The organism is Bacillus sp. 2175, from assembly GCF_057812155.1.
Map to the genome: position 1 here is coordinate 2346113 of NZ_CM173819.1, position 22350 is coordinate 2368462.

Sequence of the window (22350 nt, forward strand, 5' to 3'; positions counted from 1 at the left end):
AACTATCGTAATTAAAAGGAATTTTTATAGGTTATTTTCGCTTAGAAGGGAGTATTTAACATGTTAATTTCGCTGAGTTCATCAACACTGTTAACTTTATTTTTTATGGCGCTTAGTGCTTCTTGGCTAAGTGGATTATTGTTTTTACATGCAAGGATACCTTTACGTTTTGTTCATATCCATATTGGTATCGCTGCTTTACCTTCATTGGTTTCTTTGCTCGCACTTGTTAATAACAATGGAGATAGAGTTGTGGGGCCTTGGCATCTAGATACTTTAGCTTGGTTAATGGCTTTCTTTGTTCTTACAATTGGTTTAATCATTCAGCGTTTTTCTGTACGTTACTTAATGGGAGATCGCTCATATCGAAAATACTTTGTACTTTTTACATTTACTACAGGTGTATCTTCGGTTGCATGGTTAAGTGATGATCTTCGTTTCATGATTATTTGTTGGGGAGCAACGCTTATAGGATTGGTTCTACTCATAGGGCTAAATAAAGGGTGGAAAGTAGTTAGTGAAGCAACTAAAATCTCTGGCTATTTATTTACAATAAGTTGGATTGCATTGCTATCAGCTATCATTTGGCTTTTTCAAGTAACTGGACAGTGGCAATTAACATCAGTTTTAACGAATGAAAATGTAGCGCTACATGGAACATTGGAGAGAACAGGAATTAACTTATTAATTATATTAGCGGTGATGATTCCAGCAGCACAATGGCCTTTTCAAAGATGGTTAATTGAGTCCGCTGTTGCTCCAACTCCTGTTTCTGCTATTATGCATGCGGGTTTAGTAAATGCTGGCGGTATCATGTTAACTAGATTTTCACCTCTTTTTCATGATGATATTGCACAAATAATTTTACTAATTTTCTCTAGTATTTCTGTCTTGATAGGTACAGGAATTAGTTTAGTCCAAGTTGATTATAAACGTCAGCTAGTAGGTTCAACTATTGCACAAATGGGATTTATGCTTATTCAATGTGCATTAGGCGCCTATTTAGCGGCTGTTATTCATTTAATTTTACATGGTTTGTTTAAAGCTACACTGTTTTTACAAGCTGGTTCTTCAGTGCAACGTTTTGGGGTAGTGAATCAGTCTAATGAAAAGATGTCCAATTTATGGATTAGAGTCGGGCGTGTTTTAGGATTATTTATAGCAATTACTTTCTGGTTTATGACTTCTGGAGAGGGGTATCAACTAGTTAGTGCGTTAATCTTAGGCTGGTCACTATACTTTTCATGGAAACAGCTTGTTGTTTTTGGAGAGGGAAGAATGGGACGAATTGCTGGCGTAATTGTTTTGATTGGATTTTCTCTCATTTACTTTACCGTTCATAATTCTCTTTATAAATGGTTGCATACTGATATTTATCAAAGTGTTCAACCTTCAGCTCCAGCCGTTATCTTTGTTATATGTATTTTACTATTTAGTAGTGTTACTAGTACTTTCGTTACTCGTCATCAATCTTCTACTTTATTCGCTGTACTTTATCTTTGGTTAGTTCGAGTAGGTGAGGCGAGAAGAAAATCAGTAGAAAGTCACCCAAGCTATCTGAAACATTATGTATCAAAGGGAGGTAATTCGTGATGAGCATATCGTCAATATTAAAGAAAGATACAAACATTGATATGCAAGAAAATAATATAAATGATTTAGTTGCATCTGCTAGCCGAGTTATTGCACCACTTTGGCCTATCTCTACGTTTGCAGCTCACCACCCTTGGATGGGACTTGAAAAGCAATCATTTGAACAAGTCGCAAATTGGCTAAAAGAAGCTCGTAATGTGGATATGTATCCTAGTACTTCCATGATTCATTCGGCAAAAGCGAAAGGTGAGATTGAGGAATCATTTTTACAAAGTAGTTTGTCTCGTTGGCTGGATTCACAATCTTTTCATATTCCGCGAGAGAAAGTAGAGCGATTTTGCCAAGCGGCTTTAAAGTTAGAAAAATTACCTTCTAGTCTATTATCATCGCCAGAATTAAATAAATTGGCAGAAGAAATGAGTTATATAAATACAGCAAATATGAAAGCCTCTGTTATGCAGCCAATAAGTTCGCTTATAGAGAATCAAAATAGTGAAAACCTATCTGATATTCTTAATTATCATATCATTAAATGGTGTAAATTATATCTTGATGACTCCGGATCAAGTTGGACGATGCCAAATCGAGAGAAAGGTTTTTATCGTGCATGGCAACACCTTATTACATTTGATCCAGCGCTCAGTAAAAATGAGCGTAAAGTTTTAAAAGATTGGCCACAAGATGCCGAAGTAGCTTTAGCGAGAGCGTTATTTGAACTAGGAATTTCTGAATCTAACATACAAGCTTATCTTGAAGGGCACTTACTTTCTTTACCTGGGTGGGCAGGAATGATACGATGGCGCTCACAACAATCAATTCAGGAACAGGGGCTTTTAATAGAATATTTAGCAGTTCGAATTTCTATGGAGCTGGCTATTGCAAAACCTTATTTATCTTTAAAAAATCAAAAGGTTGAGAAAAAAGTTTCGATCGTCCCACTTATAGCTTCTTGGATCTATTGGGGGAATATTTCAACACGGGAATGGTCACAAATGTCTGCAGCTGAACAAAGCGAATTGTTAGCATTTGCATATCGTTTTGATGAAAATATTCGCAGGAAACTTTGGCTGGAAGCTTGGGAACAAACGCATGCAGAGCAATTAAGAGAGAAGATTGCTTCTAAACAACGCGCAACCAATGATAAAAAGCGTGTATTAGCTCAATTAGCATTTTGTATTGATGTACGTTCAGAACCGTTTCGTCGCCACTTAGAAAAACTAGGTCCGTTTGAAACGTTTGGAATAGCTGGTTTCTTTGGGTTACCAATTGCGACTAGTGAACTAGGTAGTAATGACAGCCATCCTTCCTTGCCAGTTATACTGAAACCGAAGCATCAAATAAAAGAGCTTACAGATGAAAATGAATTTAAATCTTATGAGCAACGTAAGAGGGTAGGCAGTTCGGTGCGTTATACATTTAAAACGATGAAACAGAACGTACTGACAAGTATGGCGCTACCTGAGTTAAGTGGTCCTTTACTTGGTCTACAGATGGTGACAAGAAGCTTTGTCCCAAGAGGAGTTGGTGGTTTCATTCGTAAACTTCGTAAAACTATGTTACAAAAACCTGATACAACATTCTCGCTTAATCATGTTCATGACACAAAAGGTGAGATACCTATCGGTTTTACGAAAGAAGAAAAAGTGAACTATGTGCGTCAAGCTTTAAAAATGGTGGGACTGACAGAAAAATTTGCTCCTTTAGTTGTAATGTGCGGACATAGTAGTCAAAGTACGAACAACCCTTATGCTGCAGCACTTGAGTGTGGTGCTTGTGGCGGAGCAGCAGGAGGATTCAATGCAAGAGTTTTTGCGACTTTATGTAATCTTCCAGAAGTGAGAGAGGCGTTGTTTGCTGAAGGCATTAACATTCCTAAGGATACCATTTTTGCAGCAGCTGAACATAAAACAACAGTGGACGAATTGGAATGGATTTACGTCCCAGAACTTTCGAAAACTGCGCAAGAAGCGTTTGATTGTATCGAGACGATTATGCCAAATGTGAGCCAACATGCAAATAGAGAACGTTTAACGCAATTACCTAATTTTAAAACGAAAATAAAAAATCCGAGTAAAGAGGCACATCGATTTGCAGAAGATTGGAGTGAAATACGTCCAGAATGGGGATTAGCGCGTAATGCATCTTTTATTATCGGACAGCGTGAATTAACTCAAGATTGTGACTTAGAAGGCAGGGCTTTCCTTCATAATTATGATTGGAAACAGGATGAAAGTGGCGATATATTAGCTAACATTATTGCAGGACCAGGAACAGTTGCACAGTGGATAAATCTACAATATTACGCATCAACTGTAGCTCCTCATTATTATGGTAGTGGAAATAAAACAACCCAAACCGTAACGGCGGGTCTCGGTGTTATGCAAGGGAATGCTAGTGACCTGTTGCCAGGCTTACCTTGGCAATCGGTTATGCAGTCAGATAGTGAGACGTATCATTCACCACTTCGTTTACTAATTGTCATTCAAGCACCTATTGAATATATAGAACGTTTGTTAAATAATGATTTCACATTTCGAGAAAAAGTTCAAAATGGATGGGTTAGACTTGCAAGTGTTGATCCAGAGGGAAGCTGGAAAAACTGGTAACAATTATTATTGTTACTAGCTTAAAAGTTTCATAAATACAATAATGAAGAAGGAGTGCTCCATATGAATTCAAAGAATAAAAAAGTTTTATTATTAACAGACATTGAACACGGAATAGAGCCTAGTATCCAACAAGTAACTAACATTCAACAAGAAAACATGTTGACTATACACAGCTATGATTCTGTAATTGTACATCCTTATGGAGATATAATGAGATCTATTATTATTGCTATTTATCAAGAAAATGTTAAAGAAATTTTTGTTGTCGGAATAGAGGATAAAGAAACTTCTTCAGTTAATCTACAAACTCAACGTGATTTCATAAAAGATAATATAGAATTAGACTATCTCTTTAAAAATTGCATGCCTGAATTTTCAAGTGGTAGCCTTAATCAATGGCTGAGTGCACAAAAAAATGTTAGTGAAAATATTGAAAAGAGTATAGATATGATCCGTCATCATCCATTAGTACCTTCTGATATTGAAGTTCATGGTTTCATAATTGATAGAACGGGTGAAAAAGAAACGGTTGTTAAAGTTTTTGCTAATAAAGTACTGAAACAAATGCATTCTTATGTGTAAGTTATCGATAGATAAGCAACTTTTATTTGGACTTGTGTCCTTTACAAAGAGCAAAAGAAATCTTCTATAAATGGGGATCTTTTGCTCTTTTTGTTTGAATTTTTAATGTGTTTTATAGGAGATACCTAATATGTACATAATAAAAATATATAACTTTTTGCATAAAATTTTAAGGACGGATTAGCAGGTGATAATAAAGTTAATCGTAAAATAGAAGTGTATATTGTGATTGATCCCGCATTAACGGGCAGCCCTATTGGTGAGGGCTGATTAAAGTTTCACTTTATTTTAAGATTATTACTAAAAAGAATGGAGATTCTTTAATTATGAGAATAAAACAGTTAAAACCTAAAGTGATATGGAAAAAAAGAATGTTGCTAACTCTTTTTATTGTTTTCGGATTGATTATTGCGGGGGTTGTTTTTTGGAATGTTTCACCTATTCCGAAAGCGTTTCTCATAAAAAAAGCATTTGAAGGTGGAATGTTTGTTCAATCTAATAATTATAAAAACGCTCTAAAAGAGACACGAATTGTTAAAGATATCAATTATAATTCTAAATTTCCTGATGGTACATTAGACATTATTTATCCCAAAAATTTTATAGGGAAAACACCTGTTATTTTTTGGGTGCACGGGGGTGGATTTGTAGGTGGAGATAAATCAGACATTACTGGTTATGCAGTAGAATTAGCTGCTCGTGGTTATACAGTGATAAATATAAATTATGCTCTTGCTCCTAAAAGAAAGTATCCTACACCAGTACTACAACTTGGTGAGGCTTATGAATATATAAAAGCAAATGCAAAGAAATATAATGTAAAACTAGATGACCTATATTTTGCAGGAGATTCTGCGGGAGCGCAAATATCTGGACAATTTGTTACTATTCAAACATCTCCAGATTATGCGAAATTAACCGGGATTGACGCTGTTGTTGCTCCTTCTACAATTAAAGGTATATTGCTATTTTGCGGCCCGTATAATATGCCTGCATTAGCTAAAATGGAAACATCCAAAGAAGTGCAAGACTTTATGCGTACTACTGGCTGGGCTTACTTTGGGAAAAAGAAATTTGAAACATTACCTGAAATGGAAATCGCCTCTATTTATAAACACGTTACAAAAGATTACCCACCAACGTTCATCACAGATGGAAATACTGCATCATTTGAAGAGCAAGGTAAAGCATTAGCTTCTACTTTACAAAATAAAGGAGTACCTGTAGATACACTTTTCTTTGATAAAAATATCTCTGGCGAGTTAGCACATGAATTTCAATTTAAAATGAACACTCCAGCAGGTGAAGAAGCTTTTAACCAAGTTCTTAAATTTCTAAATGAAAATAAATAATATATATACTATTAACTTTTTATAAGCCTAGTTTAATACCATATAGGGGTGAACAAAATATTGCATTAATAATCTAATGGTAGCAAAAATAAATTTGATAAGAAGTATATAGTAAGAATGATTTGGAGATACAGATGGGGATATAACTATTTTATTTAGGACGGTGCACTTTAAATGGATTTACAGAAAGGGAAATTATATTGGAACACAACTTTTTCTAATACATCTTCTTATCCTCGCTTGGAAGAAGATATAAAATGTGACGTACTAATAATAGGAGCAGGAAGTTCAGGTGCTCAATCAGCATACTATTTGAGTGAATCAGATTTAAATATTGTTGTCGTTGATAAAAGAAAGGTAGGACACGGGAGTAACCTTACAAATACAGCACTTATTCAATATTTAGGTGACAAGATGTTTTTTGAACTTGTAAATACATTTGGAGAAGAGTATGCAGTTAAGCATATGAAATTATGTGAACAAGCTATTAATGATATTGAATATGCTGATCAAAACTTGCCTTATTGCTCTGATTTTAAACGACGTGACAGTTTATATTATGCAAGTTATGAAGAGGATATAAAGAAATTAGAAAAAGAACTGTATTATTTACATAAGCATGATTTTAAAGCGACTTGGCTATCAGAGGAACAAATTGGACAGAGATATCCATTTAAAAAACGTGCAGCTATTTATACGTATAATGATGGTGAAATAAATCCTTATAAATTTACACATAGTTTATTAGAACAAGCTGCTAATAAAGGAGTTCAAATTTATGAAGATACAGAGATTGTTGGCAAAAAGTTAGAGAAAGAATGTGCTATCTTTTATACAAAGGGGGGCAATTCTATTACTGCCAATAAAGTAATTGTGGCTGCAGGATATGAAGGGTTGGAATTTAAAAAGGAAAAGAACGCTACACTGATTAGCTCATATGCAGTTGTTACTAATCCTGTAGAAGATTTATCTTCTTGGTATAAACGTACTCTCATTTGGGAAACTGCGAGACCATATATTTATATGAGAACTACTGCAGATAACAGGATTATTATAGGTGGGTTAGATGAAGATACAAACATTGCTCAAGAAAGAGATTCAAAATTAATCCATAAAAAAGAGAAATTAGTAAATGAATTTAATAAGCTCTTTCCCAATATAACAGTTGAACCTGAATTTTATTTAAGTGCTTTTTATGGTGGTACTCATGATGGTTTACCTATAATTGGAATGTATGAAGAGTTTCCAAATTGTCACTTTATCTATGCGTATGGAGATAATGGATTAGTATATAGTATGGTGCTTTCTAAAATTGTTCGAGATATAATTATTAGCGGTTCAAGTCCGGATTTGAATTTATATTTACAAACTAGACCAAAACTAAATGAGTAAGCTACATGTATGCAAAATCATAGTAGTAACGAGTTTATTTAGGGTTCCATTGTAAAAAAACGCTATTTTAAATGTATTAGTTTAATGTGACTATTTGTTATGTTTATGAATGCTTAAATAAAGCATTTATAAACAATATTATTTGTTAAACCCATTCATCTTACTAATTTCTGTTATTTGTATAATCCATTCTTTTTTTAGGTAGGGTAGAGTTGCTTGGATATGATGATATTCCCATTCTTCCTCAATGGTAGGATAAAGGTTAAATAAGTATTTTTCTTCATCATTTGTTACACTTGCTTTAGGATTGCCAGTGAGTTTAAAATAAATGTCGCACCATCCGCTATAGTTTGTTAACATAAATAAAAAATTAGGACATGTGAATTCGATGAGGTATATTTCTTTCTCTAATTGAATATCTGATAGTAATTCCCTTGCAGTCTCAAAAGTAGGCTTCTTTTTGTAACCATTGCATGAATGCCATGCCCAAATGGGGAAATCTATAGTAAAGTCAATACCTTTCTGTTTCATGTGTCTTACAATGTATTTATATGCTGTGAAATCTTCTTTACTAACAAAAATAGGATTGGCTATAAGCTTACCTTCATTCAAAAGTGTATTTATAGCATTTTTGTTTTGAAAAGTCCATAGGATTGTTGAATCAATAAATGTATTTAAGTTTGATTGTTTATCAAATTGTTTTTTCATCTTTCGCTCCATTTTCTTTTTTATTTTGCAGAATTAAGAATAAATATGACTAATCGGATAATAAGAAATACCTATGCTAGATACAATTGTAAATGCTTATTTAAAGTAACAGCAAGGAATAACCTTTGTATATAGAGTGTACAATACATGCAAAACAGGATTAAAGAAGATTTTAAATATAATATGAAATAGTACAAAATAAGAATTTGATACATCTTTTATATATAAACTATTAATTGAAGTTTGTAATTACACATTATAGTTAGTATACTAACTATATAATTAGTGTACTAACTATATTGGAGGTTATATGAATAATTTAGGCTATTTATTACACAAGGTAAGTATAATGACGAAAACAGAATTATCAAATCAATTAAAAGAATATAAAATAACAGCTCAGCAATGGTCTGTGTTAAAGGATATATCTCTTTATCCAAATGGAACCACCCCGGCTATGATTGCTGAAAGGCTCTTAGCAGACCGTCCAACAGTAACCGGAATTATACAAAGATTATTGCAAAAAGAATGGATTCTTATAAAACATAATCCTAAAGATAAACGGTCACATTTAATATTTTTAACAGATGAAACTAAGGCATTAATACAGGAGATAGAAAATGTAAGCGATGAAGTTATAAAAAATGCTACAGCTAGTATTCCTAAAGAGGAAGTAGAAAATACAGTTCGAGTTTTGCAAAGTATGATTCAAAATTTACAAAAAAATAAAGGGTGATTAAAATGATTTTAGTAACAGGTGCTACAGGGAATGTAGGAAAAGAGGTTGTAAAATGCCTAATAAAAAGAAATGCTACTTTCAAAGTCACAACGCGCAGTAGAGAAACTGAAGGAGTGTATTTTGATTTTGAAAACCCCTCATCTGTAAAGGCGGCTTTAACAGGTGTTACTAAAGTCTTTCTAATAAGACCACCACATCTAGCTGATGCAAAAAAGTATTTCCAGCCTGTTGTAGATGCCGCAAAAGAAATAGGTATAAAACACATTGTATTTTTATCTTTATTAGGTGTAGAAAAAAATCCGATAGTACCTCATGCTAAAATTGAAGCTATGATAAAGGCTTCTGGGATCCCTTACACATTCCTAAGACCGAGTTTTTTTATGCAAAATTTATTATCACAACATGGTGATGAATTAAGAAATGAAAAAATAATTGAAGTACCTGCTGGTAAAGGGGAAACAAGTTTTATAGATGTACGGGATATTGGAGAAGTTGCAGCTAAAATATTAACCGAAGAGGGACATGAATTTAAAGCTTATTCTTTAACGGGAAATGAGGCATTAACATATTATGAAGTTGCTGCTATTATTTCAAAAATAATAAATAAAGATATTACTTATACAAATCCAAGTATATTTAAATTTAGAAAAAGAATGATTCAAAAGGGACTTAACAGTGACTTTATTTGGGTTATGATTGGAATATATACAACTGCAAAATTAGGGTTAGCTAAAAAAGTCACATCAGATTTATCGAATTTACTAGATAGAAGTCCAATAACTATGGAAACGTTTGTTTACGATTACAAAGAATTATTAATATAATAATGCAAAAGTAAAAAAGAGGATTATTCACATAAAGAATCTATTATGTTTTAAGAGTAAGAGGGGATAGCCATGCAAAACAAAATTATCGTTATGTTTCAAAAAGATTTTCGTTTATATGATAACCCAGCTCTATTTGAGGCTGTTCAGTCCGGGGAGGTTCTTCCGGTATATGTACAAGATGAAACTTTTTCAATAGGAAGTGCGGCAAAGTGGTGGTTACACCATGCTATAATAGATGTCCAAAAGCAACTTAAGGCATTGGGCTCTACTTTAATAATCCGCAAAGGAAATACACAGGAAGAAATACTTTCTCTCATAAAACAATTAGATATAACGGCTGTATATTGGAATAGTTGTTATGATCCAGACAGGTTAAAATCTAATCAAAAAATGAAAATGATATTAGAAGATAAAGGTATTATTTGTAAGGAATTTAATTCGCATTTATTATTAGAACCGTGGATTATAAAAAAGAAGGATAACACTGAATATAAGGTGTTTACGCCTTTTTACAATGCATTTCAAAAGCAGGTAATACCTAAACCTATTAACAGAGTGCAGAGTATAAAGTGGGGAAACTCTTTACCAGCAAGCTTATCTGTCTCAGAATTACACTTGTTGCCGACTATACCGTGGACATCTCATATGGAAGCAATATGGGAGCCTACAGAGGAAGGGGCATACAAAACATTTAAGAAATTTTTCTCTAGTAAATTAGCCTCTTATAGTGAAGGAAGAGATTTTCCAAATCAAAATGTCCATTCGATGTTGGCACCGTATCTTTCATTTGGACAAATATCAGTAAAGCTAATGTTTCATTACTTAATAAATAAAAGTACTGAAAGACAATCTAGTCTCTTTGAAAAACAAGTTAATAGCTTTATACGTCAATTAATTTGGCGAGAGTTTTCTTATTATTTACTATACCATTATCCATTTACAGTATATAAACCTCTTAATAAGAGCTTTGAACATTTTCCGTGGAATAAGGAAGAGGAGTTATTAAGAGTATGGCAGAAGGGTGAAACTGGTTATCCGTTTATTGATGCGGGAATGCGAGAACTATGGCAAACCGGTTTTATGCATAATCGGGCAAGAATGGCTGTAGCCTCTTTTCTTGTAAAGCATTTGTTAATTCCGTGGCAAGAAGGTGCAAAATGGTTTATGGATACACTACTAGATGCTGATATTGCAAATAATACAATGGGATGGCAATGGGTTGCTGGAAGTGGAGCAGATGCATCACCGTACTTTCGTATTTTTAATCCTATCACACAAGGAGAAAAGTTTGATAAAAATGGAGAGTATATAAGAAGATGGGTACCAGAATTAAGAGATATCCCAAACAAATATATACATAAACCTTGGGAAGCACCTGAGCATATTTTACAAAAATCCAATATAAAACTTGGGAATACATACCCTTATCCGATTGTTGATCATAAGGCAGCACGAGAGAGAGCCCTTTGTGCATATAAAAGTATGAAAGAATTTATATAAAATACACGAGTCAATATGAATTTGATATGTAAAAGTTATAATGTCTATTTGCGTATTAAAGTTGTATTCATTGAAAGAGTATACGAATCATATAGAGTTTCTAAAACCTTCTATTAAAAAGGAGAATGTTTATGAAAAAATCTAGTATTATAGTATTTTTACTAACATATGGTTTGTTTTATGTTTCTAGTGTTTTATTCCCTATTGATCGTACTTGGTATGATGCGTTAGAAAAGCCGTCTTGGACACCTCCTGGTATGACAATCGGAATGATATGGGCTGTATTATTTGGACTTATTGCATTATCAGTAGCAATTATTTACAACAACTATGGATTTAAGCCAAAAACATTTTGGTTTTTATTCCTTTTAAATTATATATTCAATCAAGCGTTCAGCTATTTTCAATTTAGCCAAAAGAATTTGTTTTTAGCAACAATAGATTGTTTACTAGTCGCTATTACTACGTTGCTTCTCATAGCGGTTTCTTCCAATTTATCTAAAGTATCGACATGGTTGCTAATTCCATATTTTTTATGGACTGCATTTGCTACATATTTATCTTGGACCATTTATAGTATAAATTAAAGGCGTAAATAAAAACTTGAGCATAATAAAAATGCTCGAGTTTTTATGTGTGTTAATGATAATCCGAAATATGGAATATATACATCTTATGGAGGTCATCTTTGTGAAGAAATGGATAAAAATTACGCTGTACTCTTTACTAGCTATTTTAATTATAGGAAGTATTACTTTTTTGACTTGGTCTCAGTTTACTTATAAACCGACGCAAGAGGCTTTGTCGTTAGTAGATGATAAAAAAGATGAAGATAATATCGTTTTTGGAGCGAAAGATGCGAAAGTAGGGGTTATTTTTTATCAAGGAGCTAAAGTAGAAGCTGAGGCTTATAGTTACTTAGGAGAAGCTCTTGCAAAAGATGGGCACTTTGTAGTAATGCCTCAGTTACCATTAAATTTAGCGATACTTGGAATAAATGAGGTAGACAGTGTAATTGAAAAGTATCCGGAAGTTCAAAAATGGTATGTTGCAGGGCATTCAATGGGAGGAGCTATGATTTCTAAGTATGCCTTTCAACATGAAGACAAGGTAGACGGAATCATTTTCTTAGGTTCGTATCCTGCAGATGACTTCTCTACGAAATCGATTCCGATGTTATCAATTTATGGGGAAGTAGATGCTTTAGCAACTGTAGAAAAAATAGAAAACAATAAAAAGTTCATGTCCAAAAATACAACTATGCACATGATAAAAGGGGGCAATCATGCTCATTTTGGTATGTATGGTGAGCAAAAAGGTGATAATGCGAGTTTAATTACGCCAAAAGCACAACGAGATGAAACAGTAAAAGTAATTGAGCAATGGTTATTGGAACAATGATAACGAATTTAATAAATCTACCGAAAGAATTATCCAAACGGTAGATGGGAGAGAGAATAAAGAGCCAAATCGTATGAATTGGCTCTTTTATTTATTTGCTATCTCCAATTGTCCCCTTATTTTCTCCGGAATGTCCTTTTCAGAAATAACGTCGTAAGAATAGACATACTTTCCTTTTACATGAATTTTTAAGTAAGTTTTTCTTCTAAAATCATTAGGCGTGTTCGTTCCAATTTTATATTCTTTTTCATTGCTTAATTCATCAACACCTTTTAGTGAGTACATAGCTCTTCCTTTATGATGATAATCTGGAACACCATATCCTTTCGCAACGGCATATACATTTTTTTCTTCAGCAATCGGATTAAATCTGTCTAAATCTCCACGTAATATGAAAGGTAGTAAGTATATAGGGAGGCCTATTCCTAGTATAAAAATTACAAATTTCTTCATGAACGTTTCTCCTTTTGTTAAATTACTTATTTTTAAGTATAGGAAAAAATTCTTATGAATTTAGAAGTGAATTTCTTAAGTTTTTCTTAAATAGGTGTTTAAAGGAGGGATAACATTGTATGGTTATTCTTTCGTGCAAATCGTATTATTTTTTATTTATATCTTCGTGGCTTTTATGCAAAACACAACATTTCTAGATGAAATTAGATCTCCTTATATATATTAGAAAATGTATTTTGTGAATTAATTATGAATATATTTTATTTTAAAAAACATCCCTTGATAAATACACAGAGTTATTGTAAAGTGATGATAATTAAAATGTATATTGTGTGAAAACGATAAAAGGAAAGAGTAAAAGTAGTTTTTCTTTTAGAGAGTCGGTCGGTGGTGTAAACCGAAGATGGGGAAATAAACCAAATTAGGTTCAAAGATGGTTCGTATGCTGACATTATTTTTATGGCTCTTTATATAAAAATACCGAGTAACCACTCATTCTAAGGATGAGTGGTTACTTGCAGTTTGTTTAAATAGAGAAATATTGCTACCAAGGAAGCAAGTTTATATATGCGGTTCTCTTCCTTTTATGGAAGCTAGTATTAAAATTTTGTATAAATGGGAAGTACCAAAGGAATTGATTCATTATGAATCGTTTAGCCCTGTTGCAATTATAGGTGATTAACTAATACCGGATAGGATTATAATCATAATAATGTAAATAAATAGTTTTTTGCGATATTTCAATAGTGAAGTATCGTTTTTCATTGTATAACTAAAGCCCAGCTATGGATTCTGATGTAATGTTGAAAAATGATCCCAAGTAATGATTTGTCTGTTGCAATACTAAGTAACTATGACGAATTTGAATCTAAAAAGTATGCTAATAAAATAGCGGAATTTTTTTAAAAAAAAGTAAAAAACAATAGAGCTTAGATTTGCAATGATAAATGTTTTTTCATTAGATAATTACTTTACCGATAATCGAGATGTTTGCGGATACATTTATTTTTTGGATACATAATTATATTTAGAGAATACCCAGTTACAGTATTTGAATTTTTAATAAGAAGGGATGCGAAGGAATGAACTCACAGAGACAAGGCTATGTAGGCTGGTGGCAAGGCGGGCACGGTGGTGGTTGGCCGGGTGGACACGGTGGTTGGCAAGGCGGACACGGTGGTTGGCAAGGTGGACATGGTGGTTGGCAAGGTGGACATGGTGGTTGGCAAGGCGGACACGGTGGTTGGCCGGGTGGACACGGTGGTTGGCAAGGCGGACATAGTGGTTGGCAAGGTGGACACGGTGGTTGGCAAGGCGGACACAGTGGTTGGCAAGGCGGACACGGTGGTTGGCAAGGTGGACACGGTGGCTGGCAAAGTGGGCATGGATATTAAAAAGAGGCTATAAAATCATTTTTTATGCAAAGTTTGTATATTTAGTATCGTTGTATATTTTCATTTGTATAGTAAGTATATAGTGAAAACAGCAAAAAATTCTGTGAAGTAAGAATTCCATCCGAAAAATTAAAGCAGCAGAAATGTCAAAAGAACAAAAGACATCGCTTTTTATTATTCAAGGTGAAAGAGACTATCAAGTTCAATCGAAAATCGAAATCTCTCTATGGAAAGAACAATTAAAAGAACGAGATAACATTGATTATCGACTATATCCAAAGTTAAATCATTTCTTTACAGAAGGGGATGGAGAAATAAGTAAACCGGATGAATATTATAGTCCTGCTAATATTCTTGAGTATGTTATAAATGATATTGCTGCTTGGGTGCAAGGAAGATCGCAATTAAATTAGCAACTATATGTTTTAATAAAGACTTTCTTTCTGTAATTAAACTAGAAACATTATTAGGGTATATGTTTTTTAGCACTCTTTTAAAAAGAGTGTTTTTTTATTTTCCTTTGATTTAATTAACGAAAAAAATATCTTGTACTCCTTTTGTAACTTTTTTAAATCGAAATTTTCTATAAAACAATAGGCTTGTCTTCCAAATAAAGCGTTATTTGTAACACTGTTATCAAAGCAAAGTGCTCGTGACATTTCCTTGATATTCAAAAACATTAATAACCTATTATGTGAAGTTTTTTGAAAATTTAGGTTTAACATCTTTAAAATAGGTGTATTACATATTACATAACAACTAAATAAGAAAATAAAAAATCTAAGGGAGGAAAAATACGATGCATAAGAATGAAAGAAAACCGGTGGTTTATGAATATCAAAATGAACAGGAAGTAGTTATGAAAGTAAAAGAGCTAGAATTGCAAGGGATTCACCAAGATGACATTTACGTCTTAACACATGAAAAACATATAACAAAAAAGATTGCGGATGATACAAACACAAATACGATTGGAGTAAAAGAACAAGGATTGGGCACAAGTATTATCAACTTTTTCTCCAAAAAAGGGGACGAGCTCCGAAATCAAATGGAGGAAATGGGGTTGTCGAAGGAGGAAGCTAACTTATATGAAGAAAAACTAGATCAAGGGAGAATTTTACTTCTAGTAACAGATGAAACACTAACGGCGAGTGATAGGCAGCCGCAAAACTATCATTCTCTCTAATAGATTGCAATATCTGATAAATAGATAAGTTAATTATTTTAGGTTGTAGCATGGAAGAAAATAAAAGTAGAGAAGGGTGAGAAAAATGAAACATACAATATTTAAATATGCTGTGATTGGGATTACGACCGGAGTCATGGTATCTCTGTTAAAAAAAGAAAATCGGAAAGCTATACAAACAAAAGGAAAAAGCGTAAAAGACAAACTACAAGAAGGAAACATAAAGGAAACATTAGAGAAGGTAACCGAGACAAGTAAACAATTCTCTGTAACTGCAGCTAATGTTGCAAAACAAACATTACCACAACTGCTTACAGCCACACCGGTTGTCATTTCTACTATTAAAGATTTAACAGAAAACGAAAATAACAAAAAGAAAAAAGATGAAAAGGATAATGAAATAAAACAAAATAGTAAGAACCTAGACGGAGAAAAAACGGAAAATGAAAAGAAATATGTGAAAGAAGGGAAAGAAGAGAGTGCTTAGATTTAATTCTAAAAAGAGAAAGTGAGGAAAAAAGTATGAAATCTCTGTATGCAATTGATGTAGGAATTGGTTTTACTAAGCGGGCATATCGACAGGATGTAGATTCTGAGGTGACGATTAAGAGTGAAGCTGCCACACTAGCTCCTGTACCTAATCATGCTGAAAGTGAAGATTTAACAAAGGTAAGTTTTATAGACTTAGACTTTGCATACTACATGGGAAATGAAGCACATCAATCTGACGCTTCATTTCTTCCTCCATTTGACGAAGAAATAGAAAATTATTATGAAAGCGAACAGTTTAAACAACAAATATTTGGTTGCATTGCAAAGGATTATAAAGAAAATGTCGTGTTACCTTTAGTTGTTACCGGGCTTCCAGTCACTTGTTTTGGTAGTCAGCATGAGCAATTACAACGTGCACTAAAAAAAGAAACTTCCGTACAAATTGATGGGAAATTTATTAATATTACGGTTGAAAATGCTTTGATTCTTCAGCAACCGATCGCTTTACATGCCTATTTCTTAAAAGAGGGAATCATTCAGGAACAAGATCGCATCTTAATTATTGATGGTGGATTTCGTACATTAGAAATGACAGATATGAAACAGAATGTCATTTTAAATCATTATGAGACGGAACTAGGATGTAGCAAGCCTTTGAAAAATATTAAGAATATCCTGCAGAATCATGCGGGTGAAAGTAATCAATTGCATATTAATGACATGCCAAAAATATTAGAAAAAGGATATGGAGATAAAGAAGAAAATTATGAGACAAGTCAGGTGGATATTTTAATTCAAAAAGAGTTGGATACACATTTCCAAGACATCATGCGTGTATTACAAGAACAATTTAAGTTAGACCAGTATGATACTATTATTTGGACAGGAGGAGTAGTAGATCTCCACAAAAAACAAATTGAAAAAATGCAAGGTGAAATTGTTTCTTTCCGTATGGTAGACGCTTCAAAAGAGGCCGCGCTTCATGGATACTATATTATTGGAAGTCAAGTATTTGAGGACATCACCAATCAATCTGCATATAAATCCAAATTATAATGACGACCGAAATGGAGTTCGTTGAATAGACGTGCCAAATTGTGTGGCTTCTTTTCCAAATATAAATAAGAAAAGATAAAAAGTGCTTGTATAGAGGAAATGTTTAAAATTGAGAATAAAAATAACTAATATATAGGGGGTCTTCCTTTTTAAAGAATAAGACCTCCTATGCATTTATTTTGTAATTTAGATGATTTAAAAACTTTTCCTCCAAGATATGGATACCTACATACAAATTTCATATTACGGATATGATTCGATCAAACATAAAACTATTTAGAAAGGAAGAATAATATGGAATGCATAAAAATGACGAAATGGAGTTGGTATCATGTGAAAACTAGTGAGCTTGAAGAAATTTCTTCTATAATCCCCCGTGATGTAACATCTTATTTCCCTCAATTTGTAAAGAAAATAAGTTCTCCTTGTGAAAATGGATTATATGTTTATACGTTATCACCAAGTCAAACTTGTGTATATGGTTCGTTTTTATATGATCAAGATAAAAAGGACGCCAAAATTCAAAAATTTCTTCATTATTTCGTAGCTCATGGGATACTGATAACGGTCCAAGAAAAAGAGGAAGAAGATTTTCAAGAATTAATACATAAATTCCCTATAGGTATAAAAAATTGTAATAGTTCCGCTGAAGGACTATGTGCCATCTTATCGATATTTATATCTCACTATTTACGAAAGGTTGACTATTTTGAAAACAATTTCAGAAATGTGTTATGGGATTTTTATCATTATAATAACATAGCAGTTTTAGAAAGGATTTATCATATTCGTCATGAATTATTTATGAACACACATGTGTTTCGCTTAATACAAGAAGTGTTACAAGGCTTGGAGGAAGCTTGGTTAGAAAAACTAACAAACACCCTTTGTTATAAACAAACACACGTAAAATTAGAGCGTGGATTACAACTTGTTAAAGAGTACCAAGAAGAATTAGACACGATGATTCATTTGCAAGAAGTTGTTTCTTCTCATCGTGGGAATGAAATTATGAAAGCTCTTACTGTATTAACTGCTGTGAGTACGCCTTTGACAGCCTTAGGAGCATTATGGGGTATGAATTTTAAATACATGCCTGAACTAGAATGGAAATATAGCTATTTAATCGCTCTCTTATTTATTATTTTCACAACAGCGGGTATGTATATGTATATGCGATTCAAAGGATGGACAGGTGATTTATTACGAGTAAAGAAAAAGAAGTCTTTTTTTAAATCTAATTAGTCCTGTTTATAAAAAATATGATAGACATATAGTTAATAATATTTATTAATTGGGGTAGTGCCATATCCCTATCAAGTTAAAGTTTTGATGTCCCCGCAATGATAAAAATAAACTTGGTTTCCATAAAAAACATAATATTTTCATTTAAAGGCTATGAGGTGAAATGTCATCATCTTCATCACGTTTGACCTTCAAGAAATAAAAAGTTAAACTATTCTTGTACTCGAAGTACTATTATAGTACTGGAGAGATAATAACTTTACTATTTTGGTATGAGGTGAATAAATGATGAAAGATCGGATTGCCAAAACTGCTATTGCGCTTTTTCATGTAAGGGGAATAAAATTCACAATGAGTGATTTAGCTCGTGATCTAGGTGTAAGCAAAAGTACGCTTTACGAGCATTTTCCATCTAAGGACGAGCTTATTGGTTATGTAGTTGAGCAAATAAATGAAGAAGCCCAAATACGTTTTCGGGAAATTATCGATAATTCGAATTTGACCATACCGGAAAAATTAAAAGGGATTCTTTTAATTGTGCCTAAGGATTTTCAGCACAGCTTCGTACGTTTACTGATTGAACTGCGACGTTACCATCCAGAGCAGTGGGCAAAAATAGAACAAGGCATAAATGAAGAATGGGAGGTAATTACTGGGCTAGTTGAAGAGGGCATCAATAGCGGTGTTTTACGTTCAATGGACATTCCAGTGCTAATCCAAACACTCAAAACGTTAATGAAATCAATTTTTGAACAGGGGAGTATAGCCTCTAACCAAATTACTCTACAAGAGTCACTTGCAATGATGGCCGATATCATATTGCATGGAATCACAAGTAAGGATTAAATAGTACTTCTACATAAAAAATGAGTAGGGTCACAATAACCATACAGGTTAACGTAGCCTCGCTCATTTTTTATTTTTATCCCGCTTTAATGGGCAGTAAGATTCCTACCTCAAAATTCAGTGAAAGCAAAGAATTTAGGTGGGAGATCAACTGCCCATAAAAGTCCGATTGGTGAGGGCTGATTAAAGTTTCACTTTATGTCGATTTTACTTAAGGGTAATTATACTTTACAGTCTGGAAGATTTCGGTATAATATAAAATGAGTACCAAAAATAATTTTTCGGTACTGAAGGTACGAATTAAGGTAATCAGAGATGGAAACGAAAAGTTTGTAATTTTAAATTGTTTTTTCAATTTGGCTGGGATGTCCTTGAAGATAAAATACGGGTATAGGAGGAATGTAAATGGATTTTTTTGAGACTGTTATAATCATTGTGAATTTTAGTATTCTAGGCTGTATATTGTTTTTTAGTGAGAAAATAAAACAATGGTCTGTCTTCATTCTAACAGTTGCCTTTTGTGTGGTTGGTGTGCAGCTTATCGTAGAAGGGTATCGCTGGCAGATGATTCCTGCTTATTTGTCCCCATTTATTTTAACAAGCTGCTATCTATTTGCTGAATCAAAAAAGAACGTTAAAAGTTGTGGGGCATTCACAGTCAAGACATCGCTACTGGTCATTTATTTGACTATTGCGGTCATGCTTCCTTCCCTCATGCCGGTAGTTTTATTTGAAAAAACGAGCGGTCCCTTCAAGGTTGGTACTACACTTTATCATTGGATTGATTATAATCGAGAAGAACCTTATATGAAAGATTTGAACGGCCGGCGCGAGCTGATGGTTCAGGTTTGGTATCCTGCAAAAGAAAAAGGAGAGATGAATCGCGCACCTTATATCCATAACTCGGATGAGATTGCCAAGGGGTTGGAAAAATCATTGTCTATTCCAGCATTCGCGTTTCATCATCTAGGCTTGATGAAGTCGAATGCATTCATGGAAGCTCAATTGTCAGATTCAGAGGAACGTTATCCGGTCCTACTCTTTTCCCATGGTTTAAGCGGTTTTCGCAATCAAAACACGTTTGAGGTGGAGGAGTTGGCCAGCCAAGGTTACATCGTCGTAGGAATTGATCATACCTATGATGCTGCAGCTACCGTCTTTCCAGATGGCAGAACCGCTTTTGTACAGTCGATCAATTTAACTGATTTTGCCGAACGAGATTGCCATATCAAATTATGGAAGGAAGATGTTGTTTTTGTACTTAATCAAATAGAGAAGCTTAACCAAAGCGATAAAGATAATCGCTTTACAGGAAGAATGGATACATCCCGAATTGGAATGTTTGGACATTCTTATGGTGGAGCTACAGCTGCGCAAGTGTTAGTGGAAGACTCCCGTGTCAAAGCAGCCATCAATATGGATGGTACATTATATGGGGAAAATGTTCCGAAATCTAGAGTTGGAAAACCGTTTTTGATTATGAATGCAGAGACTAGTGATGATTCCACGGAAGATTTTTTAGAGGGAAAAGTTCGTAGTGACCATGCACTTGCAGGTGGTGGCATGTCAATGGTTATTCCCCATACCAATCATACGAGTTTCACTGATTTTCATTTGTTCTCTCCTTTGTTACGAAGCTTAGATGAAGATCCAAGATACGTTCACCGTATTATAAACGAATTCAGTCTCGCTTTTTTTGATCGATATGTGAAACAGGTAGACGATAGCTCTGCGCTTGAAAAATTGGACTCCAAATACCCAGAAGTGAAATTTAAAGTGAATTGATGACAATGTCTTTTAATATATTTGCTAACAGTTGGGTATATATTTTAATCATCAAGAAAGATTGCCCTCTGTAGCATACAGAGGGCAATCTTTTTTAAATTAATATAAAGGAGTTTTTTTATGTTTAATAGATTGAAGTATTTTCTTTTATCCGAGAAAGAAATAGTTGAAACTGTGAAGAATTACAAGGAGGAAAAAATACATGTTTTCATAATAAAAGATTTTTTAGGGGAGTTAATCTTAATAAGAACTCTTATATTTTTAATGTTTGTTCCAATATCAACTTTTATTTTTTCAGTTGTAATTTTTGGAGCTGTTTTCTTTTTATCCGGTATTAAGATTACCATTTGGGGCATTGCTATAATGTTATTGGTTCCAATAACATTACTTTTCTATATGAATATAACTAATACATCAATTATTATTACTGATTTAGTGAAGAAATTTTTATTAACCATAAAATATCTAAATCCATTTTACTCAATATTAAATAAACCTTGGTTATTTATTTTTGAATTATTATTTGGTTTTTTATATGTCTTCGTGCTATCTTTGTTTTCTATTTGGATAGTATTACATTCATTAGAAATAGGTTTCTCTGAATTTAGTTCGGAGGACAATCGAAGTTTCCAATTTTCAATTATTATTTTGCATACAGCAATTTATTTGTTTATAAGAGTTCATGGCCAGCCTTGTAAGACAACTAAGCAAAAAATTAAAAAACTGAAAATGAAATTTTATTTATGGTTTTGTTCTATGATTGCAAGTATTGTATATATATTTGAATCACTCTTTAATTATATGAATGGAATTCAAGCAATTTATTTTATATTTGTTTTAATGATTGCTTTAGAAAGAACAGTGACACATTATAAGAAATTTATAGATTTTTTAGAATCTGAAAATTTGTATGAAAAATAATTTTAGAGAGAAAAGTCATTTGAAATATAAAAAGTTATACCTACTAAGTACTGAACGAGTAAAAAAACGCTATTCTTTCTCTAGAATCATAGGAAAGGATAGCGTTTTTTATGTCTATTTTTGTATCTGATGAACTACAACTATTTGCTCAAGAAATTCAATGTTATTTATCCCCGAACATCTTAAGAAATCTTGCCAGAGAGTCTGGTTTCGTGCAACGAACCTGTAAATTCCAAACAAAAAGTTTACTCAATTTATGAGTATGTATG

General features: G+C 33.2%; 21 protein-coding genes and 3 pseudogenes. 21 read left to right on the forward strand and 3 right to left on the reverse strand.

All coding sequences use genetic code 11. The features are described 5' to 3' along the window. Positions 1 to 60: 60 nt before the first annotated feature. The 5 genes from ACXKY9_RS12265 to ACXKY9_RS12285 all read left to right on the forward strand — a co-directional run bounded on the left by ACXKY9_RS12265 (position 61) and on the right by ACXKY9_RS12285 (position 7528). Positions 61 to 1593, forward strand: a complete 1533-nt coding sequence (locus ACXKY9_RS12265) for an NADH dehydrogenase subunit 5 (protein ID WP_000908921.1) — start codon at positions 61 to 63, stop codon at positions 1591 to 1593. Further along, the gene (locus tag ACXKY9_RS12270; protein ID WP_000028356.1) at positions 1593 to 4199 is read left to right on the forward strand and encodes a DUF2309 domain-containing protein; all 2607 of its coding nucleotides are present in this window, start codon (positions 1593 to 1595) and stop codon (positions 4197 to 4199) included. The genes ACXKY9_RS12265 and ACXKY9_RS12270 overlap by 1 nt, the downstream gene beginning before the upstream one ends. Before the next feature lie 63 nt (positions 4200 to 4262). Continuing rightward, the gene (locus ACXKY9_RS12275; protein WP_001086248.1) at positions 4263 to 4784 is read left to right on the forward strand and encodes a carbonic anhydrase; all 522 of its coding nucleotides are present in this window, start codon (positions 4263 to 4265) and stop codon (positions 4782 to 4784) included. Positions 4785 to 5110: 326 nt separating this feature from the next. Continuing rightward, positions 5111 to 6136, forward strand: coding sequence for an alpha/beta hydrolase (locus tag ACXKY9_RS12280; RefSeq protein WP_001220683.1), 1026 nt, complete (start codon positions 5111 to 5113; stop codon positions 6134 to 6136). 174 nt (positions 6137 to 6310) lie between these two features. After that, on the forward strand, positions 6311 to 7528 hold the full coding sequence (locus tag ACXKY9_RS12285; protein ID WP_000365648.1) for an NAD(P)/FAD-dependent oxidoreductase: 1218 nt from the start codon (positions 6311 to 6313) through the stop codon (positions 7526 to 7528). 138 nt (positions 7529 to 7666) lie between these two features. On the opposite strand, the gene ACXKY9_RS12290 is transcribed toward ACXKY9_RS12285, so the two are convergent. After that, the gene (locus ACXKY9_RS12290; RefSeq protein WP_000743850.1) at positions 7667 to 8236 is read right to left on the reverse strand and encodes a DUF3841 domain-containing protein; all 570 of its coding nucleotides are present in this window, start codon (positions 8234 to 8236) and stop codon (positions 7667 to 7669) included. A gap of 310 nt (positions 8237 to 8546) precedes the next feature. On the opposite strand from ACXKY9_RS12290, the gene ACXKY9_RS12295 reads away from it, so the two are divergent. The 5 genes from ACXKY9_RS12295 to ACXKY9_RS12315 all read left to right on the forward strand — a co-directional run bounded on the left by ACXKY9_RS12295 (position 8547) and on the right by ACXKY9_RS12315 (position 12703). Beyond that, on the forward strand, positions 8547 to 8972 hold the full coding sequence (locus ACXKY9_RS12295) for a MarR family winged helix-turn-helix transcriptional regulator (RefSeq protein ID WP_001061039.1): 426 nt from the start codon (positions 8547 to 8549) through the stop codon (positions 8970 to 8972). Positions 8973 to 8977: 5 nt separating this feature from the next. After that, complete coding sequence (locus ACXKY9_RS12300) at positions 8978 to 9799, forward strand: SDR family oxidoreductase (RefSeq protein WP_000604773.1); 822 nt, start codon at positions 8978 to 8980, stop codon at positions 9797 to 9799. A gap of 72 nt (positions 9800 to 9871) precedes the next feature. Further along, a complete protein-coding gene (locus ACXKY9_RS12305; protein ID WP_001179979.1) occupies positions 9872 to 11302 on the forward strand; it encodes a cryptochrome/photolyase family protein in 1431 nt (476 codons plus the stop codon). Between the two features lie 131 nt (positions 11303 to 11433). Beyond that, positions 11434 to 11889 carry a TspO/MBR family protein gene (locus tag ACXKY9_RS12310; protein WP_000749742.1) on the forward strand — a complete coding sequence of 152 codons (456 nt, stop codon included), beginning with the start codon at positions 11434 to 11436 and terminating at the stop codon, positions 11887 to 11889. A gap of 103 nt (positions 11890 to 11992) precedes the next feature. Continuing rightward, on the forward strand, positions 11993 to 12703 hold the full coding sequence (locus tag ACXKY9_RS12315) for an alpha/beta hydrolase (RefSeq protein ID WP_000758827.1): 711 nt from the start codon (positions 11993 to 11995) through the stop codon (positions 12701 to 12703). A gap of 87 nt (positions 12704 to 12790) precedes the next feature. On the opposite strand, the gene ACXKY9_RS12320 is transcribed toward ACXKY9_RS12315, so the two are convergent. Further along, positions 12791 to 13156 carry a YxeA family protein gene (locus ACXKY9_RS12320; protein WP_000714895.1) on the reverse strand — a complete coding sequence of 122 codons (366 nt, stop codon included), beginning with the start codon at positions 13154 to 13156 and terminating at the stop codon, positions 12791 to 12793. A gap of 586 nt (positions 13157 to 13742) precedes the next feature. Between ACXKY9_RS12320 and ACXKY9_RS12325 the strand changes: the two genes are divergently transcribed. The 3 genes and pseudogenes from ACXKY9_RS12325 to ACXKY9_RS12335 all read left to right on the forward strand — a co-directional run. After that, on the forward strand, positions 13743 to 13838 hold the full coding sequence (locus ACXKY9_RS12325; protein WP_023901393.1) for a hypothetical protein: 96 nt from the start codon (positions 13743 to 13745) through the stop codon (positions 13836 to 13838). A gap of 400 nt (positions 13839 to 14238) precedes the next feature. Next, a complete protein-coding gene (locus ACXKY9_RS12330) occupies positions 14239 to 14550 on the forward strand; it encodes a hypothetical protein (RefSeq protein ID WP_001088228.1) in 312 nt (103 codons plus the stop codon). Positions 14551 to 14663: 113 nt separating this feature from the next. Further along, positions 14664 to 14963, forward strand: a pseudogene (locus ACXKY9_RS12335) (alpha/beta hydrolase); the annotation flags it as partial. A gap of 112 nt (positions 14964 to 15075) precedes the next feature. Here the strand turns inward: ACXKY9_RS12335 and ACXKY9_RS12340 are convergent. Beyond that, positions 15076 to 15230: pseudogene (locus ACXKY9_RS12340) on the reverse strand (acyl dehydratase). 119 nt (positions 15231 to 15349) lie between these two features. On the opposite strand from ACXKY9_RS12340, the gene ACXKY9_RS12345 reads away from it, so the two are divergent. The 8 genes and pseudogenes from ACXKY9_RS12345 to ACXKY9_RS12380 form a co-directional block, all read left to right on the forward strand. After that, positions 15350 to 15736, forward strand: a complete 387-nt coding sequence (locus ACXKY9_RS12345) for a YflT domain-containing protein (protein WP_000549440.1) — start codon at positions 15350 to 15352, stop codon at positions 15734 to 15736. Between the two features lie 85 nt (positions 15737 to 15821). Further along, positions 15822 to 16223 carry a hypothetical protein gene (locus tag ACXKY9_RS12350; protein WP_000683226.1) on the forward strand — a complete coding sequence of 134 codons (402 nt, stop codon included), beginning with the start codon at positions 15822 to 15824 and terminating at the stop codon, positions 16221 to 16223. A 35-nt stretch (positions 16224 to 16258) separates the two neighbouring features. Beyond that, positions 16259 to 17284 (forward strand): ParM/StbA family protein, encoded by a 1026-nt coding sequence (locus tag ACXKY9_RS12355; RefSeq protein WP_000839455.1) that lies wholly within the window; start codon positions 16259 to 16261, stop codon positions 17282 to 17284. Between the two features lie 294 nt (positions 17285 to 17578). Next, positions 17579 to 18529 (forward strand): magnesium transporter CorA family protein, encoded by a 951-nt coding sequence (locus ACXKY9_RS12360; protein WP_000388913.1) that lies wholly within the window; start codon positions 17579 to 17581, stop codon positions 18527 to 18529. Between the two features lie 285 nt (positions 18530 to 18814). After that, on the forward strand, positions 18815 to 19375 hold the full coding sequence (locus tag ACXKY9_RS12365) for a TetR/AcrR family transcriptional regulator (protein ID WP_000974054.1): 561 nt from the start codon (positions 18815 to 18817) through the stop codon (positions 19373 to 19375). Positions 19376 to 19780: 405 nt separating this feature from the next. Further along, on the forward strand, positions 19781 to 21160 hold the full coding sequence (locus ACXKY9_RS12370) for an alpha/beta hydrolase family protein (RefSeq protein WP_000345275.1): 1380 nt from the start codon (positions 19781 to 19783) through the stop codon (positions 21158 to 21160). Between the two features lie 120 nt (positions 21161 to 21280). Then, positions 21281 to 22081 carry a hypothetical protein gene (locus ACXKY9_RS12375; RefSeq protein ID WP_000483298.1) on the forward strand — a complete coding sequence of 267 codons (801 nt, stop codon included), beginning with the start codon at positions 21281 to 21283 and terminating at the stop codon, positions 22079 to 22081. 110 nt (positions 22082 to 22191) lie between these two features. Further along, positions 22192 to 22338: pseudogene (locus ACXKY9_RS12380) on the forward strand (IS4 family transposase); the annotation flags it as partial. Between the last annotated feature and the right edge of the window lie 12 nt (positions 22339 to 22350).